Genomic DNA, 5,226 nt, shown 5'->3' with positions numbered 1-5,226 from the left:
CCTATCCCCTGTGTGCCTTGCCTCCCACGACTAATAAAACGTTAATAACTTCGTATAGCATACATTATACGAAGTTATACGACGAGATCGACGCGTTCGTCCCGCACGGCTCTGTGCTCGCGCCGGGCGTCGTCGACGCGGACGACGGGATCCGCGTCGGCGACGAGGTCGTGATCGAGGGGCCGAAGGCGTTCGCGGTCGGCCGCGCCGAGATGTCCGGCCCGGAGATGGCGGGGTCGACCCGCGGCGTCGCCGTTCAGGTCCGCCATGTCGACGATAAATGACTGCTTGGGTTCGTTGAAGTACTCGGTCGGTGGCCGAGTCCGCCAGCCGTACGGGATGGAAGGTGCGCATCTCGCATGGAATCATTCCCAATTCGGTCCGAATTGTTCACTACTGGACAACTCTTGAACTATCTCCGAGTGATAAAACAGCTATTCTAACCACTTACCAATAGTCTAGTATAAGATGTCTAAGATGAAATCAACAGCGACTAATAACCCTATATGTCGAATGTCTGTTGCCCCTTCAATTCGAATGTCAAGTAGTTTGACTCGATTGCCTCCCAAGACTTATCCAATCCATCTTGAATACTGATAGTTTCCATCAACGCCCGAATAATACGACAGAATTTCCGAATGTCGTTACTCGATAGGGTCTCCCCGATACGATTTTGAATCCACTTATTCACGACAGGCCTGTGGCCGATCTCGTACTCCCACACATCTTGTGGTACCGGGGCGAAGTACTGGTCAGAGTTGATATACAGCCGCTGTTTCTCCTCATCGTAGTGTCGATAGTACTCTCCGGTATTCTCTGACACCTCATTCTCACCATCACCACCCTCCTCAGTATGAAGTTTTATTCCCGGAGACTCCAGATTCGAGTGATCAAGTAAGTGAAGCAGTACTAACTCTTCGCCCAGTGATTCAAACTTCTTGAATAACACTTCATCTCTAGGGAACGGAATTTTCGGATAGTCGGTCTCCATAAACTCCGAGTACGTCAGCCGATATGGTCGCGTGTATAATACCGCGTACGTGTAATTGAATACTTTTTCAGGGGTTACCTCGTCACTGTAGGCTTCGGAGAGTTGTGAGATGAGGCGTGAATTGATACTCGTCTGCTGGGTGGTATTGGGGAGTTTCGAAGTAGTTTCATCCGGTACATTCGGGTAGAGGTATAGCGGGAACAGATGGTTTCCCTCCTTTGTGGACAACCCGGATTGCTCCATTATCCCATCTGTCACAAACGCATGGTCGAATGGCGTACGTTCTGTCCGGTTAGGTAGGGCCAGAGCGACATTATCTCCCGCGAGCATATGTTTCGATAACCGACCTGCACGGCGATGGACTGCGACGTGCTTGTCGTAGACAGTGTACTGCTTGTCGAAAGGGGCTGTTTGGATTTGAACTATTTTCTCTTCCCAATCTGTGGTCTCCAGATGATCCTTCGCATCGCTGTAATTCCACTATTCCTGTCCGCACAGATTGAAATACTCCCGCGCTTCGCTTTCTGTTTCTGTTGCGAGAAACTGCCTAACTTTCTGCTTCTGTCGTTCCGGTGTGGATGAGATAGCAAATCCGTTGTGCGTGGTTACGATACCAAATGGGGGGTCAGCGAATTCCGAGAAGATCTGTGTTACCTTCACCCAATCGTGGTAAGAGCTCGCTAGCTCTTGGTTGCGTGGGACAAAGAGATACTGCGGCTCGCGTGGGGTTACTTCTTCCCACTCAATATCGTTCATATCGCTACCGCTTAGTGCTTGAAATTTTTCTTCTCTTGTCCCCCACAGGTCGCTGTGGAAGACATCTGCGTATTCCCCGTTAGTGCCGTCATCAGTTTTTACGAAGATACTAATCGCGACACCCTGCTTGATATCGAATACGTTCTCATCAATTCCACCCTCGGGGGTTTTCTCTCCGCGATTCGAGTTACCGTGTAGGTCTAAAACATAGATTTCGTCGAATTCCAATAGCAGCTGTTCGCGCATCCCCATAAAGGTCGGATTATCGATATAGCCGTGATTGGTAATATACCCAACCGTTCCTTTTTCGGCGTCAGAGAGCTTCCACTGTGCCCATCGAATGAATTTCACGTAGTCATCGTGTAGCCATTTTGCCTGCGCAGGCTTTTGCAACTGCGGATATCCCTCTTTGTAGTCCTCCACGAGAGATTCGATCCACTCGCCTTGATTTTCTGAGTGGCCCGCGTATGGTGGGTTCCCCAAGATAGCCAGAATCGGGGTCTCTTCCTTCACATCGTGCGCCATTTCCGCTTCCTCGGCGAGCGATGACGCGAACGGTAGGTGTGTCTGCTCTACTTCCTCCGGTTCCAACGTATTTGTCAGGAACAGCTGTACGCGGTCATCGTCGTCAAGTTCATATCCCTGTTCCTCGAATAGAATCGCCATTTTCAGATGCCCAATAGTGTACGCAGCGACGAGTAGTTCAAACGAATAGAAGTGGTCTAAAATGTGATCAGATAGAAGTGCCGATACCCCACCATGTCCGTACTTTTCTGCGTATTCTTCCACCGCGAGACGCGTCGCTGCCGCCATGAACGTCATCGTCCCTGCCGCAGGATCAAGAATAGTCACATCATCGTTGGCGAGACCGTCATCACGGTCAAGGTCAGTCTTCAGCACGGAGTTCACTGACTGTGTGATCCACTCCACGACCGGTTCTGGAGTGTAGTACACGCCTTTCTGCTGTCGAGTCTCAGGGTCGTACTCTTCGAGGAATGTTTCGTAGAAGTGTACGAGCGGTGTGGATTCGGCCTTGGCTGCGTAGAACTCGCTGAGGATATCGTCCACGTTCGTGCCGGAAAGTACATCTGAGACGTCATCGACGATCCACTCAACCTCCATCGGTGGATCGGACGTGGAAATAAAGTCGAAGATATCCTTTAGAATCCCAATTGTGGAAGGAATGGCATCAGCAGCGTCGGTACGGTTAAATTCTCCAGACACGCGTGTTCGAGCAGTGAGTAATCCGTACGTAATTGTTTGGCTGTAGATATCTGCGAACTCTCGTTGATTTAGATCAGGCATCAGGTGGTCTTCGAACGCTTCGTAGAATCCGAGGATGTGTCCATCCTGCTCAGCGATCTCCCGTTTGAGTTCCTGTAACACCACCTCTCGCATAAACGATGTTCGTTTTGCGAGTTCCATCGCTAGCCCTCTTGCGGACTCAATTTCTGGCCGCGAAAAAGAGAAGAACTTCTCAAGCAGGGTTTCGATGTTGTCCGTGTTGACGGCGTCAGGGGCGTCCCCGAACCGAGGGATTTTGGGTGGGTCTGCGATCTTTGCTTCGGCGACTTGTTCGCCGTTTCGATATAGTCGGAATTCGACAAAATTCGTCAAGATAACGTTCTCGAACGTGTTCCGATATCTAGTAAGCTGCTCTGTCTTCTCGATGGTGTCGAGCGATCTGCCACTCGGGAGTTTTGCTTCAATATATCCCGTGACTTCATTTGTACCGTTCCACACCCTGAAATCCGGATTTCCGCCGTCGGTTGGGGAGGGGAGGGTGGTGACCTGAACGTCATCTTGTCTGTCCTTGCCAGCGGATTCTTCCAGAAAATCACTGAGGTCGCCGTAGTAGCTTTCTTCGCGTGTGTCGCCAGTTCTCGCAGTATCAGTTAGTGATTCGAGGTACTGTTGTACGTCGGCCATTATAGCATTTCATAACAAGTAGAATAAAAAGTGCTTTGACAATTTGTAGGTGTTTCAAGCCGGGGGGGTCTCCAACGAGATCTACGGCTTACAATCCTAGAGAGCGCTCAAAATATCATCCAAAAATGCTGGAATCTATCGGTCACTTCGCAGGCTTGTTTCACCGAGTGATTCAGGATCCGTTTTAGAGAAAACAGCGCAGGTACCCTGGCGACTACACGCTCGGTATTCGGCAGGTGACTCTTGCCGAGTTCGGGGAGATTCCAAAAAGTCAACCGAACCGTCTCGCCTCAGTCGTCCGCGGTCGCCTCGGGGCGGTACGCCTCGCTTATCTTCTTCCACTTCCCCGAGCGGAACCGCAGGTAGTTGATCAGCGCTGGGATCGTCGTCTCGGCCATGAACGCGAGGTACAGGCCCCACAGCCCGATCGCGGGGAGCGCGACCTCCGGGAGCGTGAACCCGACGAACGGGATCTCAGCCGCCCGAATCGTGACTCCGAAGAGCGGGACCTCCACCGCCGGGATCGTGAGGACTTCGGGGATCGTTATCGCCGGCGTCGCGTCGTGCGCGCCGACGTACGCGAGCGGGATCGACACGCAGAACATGCCGAGGAACTGGCTCGCGAACGGTATCTTCGTGTCGCCGGCGGCGTCGAGCGGGCCGGCCGCGCCGCCGGAGACGCCTTGGAAGATCACCGCGGCACAGGCCGCGTACACGAGGTTCACGGCGATCGGGATCTCAGGGCTGTTCGGCGACTGGGCGAACAGCGAGACGATCTGGGTCGCGAAGACGGCGATCAGCACCGCGGAGACGGCGTACGTCGCGACCGAGAAGCGGATGATGTCGCGGGCGTACGCCTCCGCCTCGTCGGGGCGCTCGACGCCGAGCTCCTGCCCGACCAGGCTGGAGGAGGCGAGGCCGAAGCCCCAGCCGGGGGTGTTCATGATCCCCCAGATGCGGCGGGCGATGACGAACGCGGCCACGGTGTTCTCGCCGAACACATCGAGGATGGCGAGCATGGGGAACTCCGCGGCCGTCCACACGAGGTTGCGCGCGCCGACGGGGACGCCGATCTCGACGAGGTCGCGGAGCATGTCGGGGTTCAGGTACGAGCCGGTCGGGTCGATCGCGACCGGGAACTCACCGACGAGCGGAGCGCTGCCGCGGACGAGCCCGACGGTGAACCCCCCGACTGCGAGGACGTTCGAGAGGACGGTCCCGATCGCGGCCCCCTCGACGCCCCAGCCGAAGCCGAAGATGAACAGCGCGCTGAGGACGATGTTGGCGACCGCGCCGCCCGCCCGCACCTGCATCGCGGTGTAGGCGTCGTCACAGCCGACCAGCACGCGGCTGCCGACGAGGTTGAGCGCGGCGAACGGGACGCCGAGTCGACCACCCGGACGGTAGTCCGCGCCGTAGGCGATCGCCCGCTCGTTGCTGCTCAGCACGTCGATGAACGACCGGGGCGGTACGCCCACGAACGCCGCGCTGACCGGGACGGGTGATCGCGACCGCGAGGAGGACGCTCGACCGGACGGCGTCGCCGAGTT

Annotated in this window: 1 protein-coding gene and 2 pseudogenes; all 3 read right to left on the bottom strand. The window is 55.1% G+C overall.

Annotated features, from left to right (window positions below):
* Positions 1-502: 502 nt before the first annotated feature.
* Positions 503-1,447 (bottom strand): annotated as a pseudogene (locus BN903_RS18065) (type ISP restriction/modification enzyme); the annotation flags it as partial.
* 24 nt (positions 1,448-1,471) lie between these two features.
* Positions 1,472-3,676, bottom strand: coding sequence for an N-6 DNA methylase (locus BN903_RS18060; RefSeq protein ID WP_228841068.1), 2,205 nt, complete (start codon positions 3,674-3,676; stop codon positions 1,472-1,474).
* A gap of 290 nt (positions 3,677-3,966) precedes the next feature.
* Positions 3,967-5,226: pseudogene (locus BN903_RS08275) on the bottom strand (MATE family efflux transporter); the annotation flags it as partial.

The organism is Halorubrum sp. AJ67 (assembly GCF_000513435.1).
The sequence above is the reverse complement of the archived record's forward strand: the minus strand, read 5'-3'. Positions and strand labels throughout refer to the sequence as shown.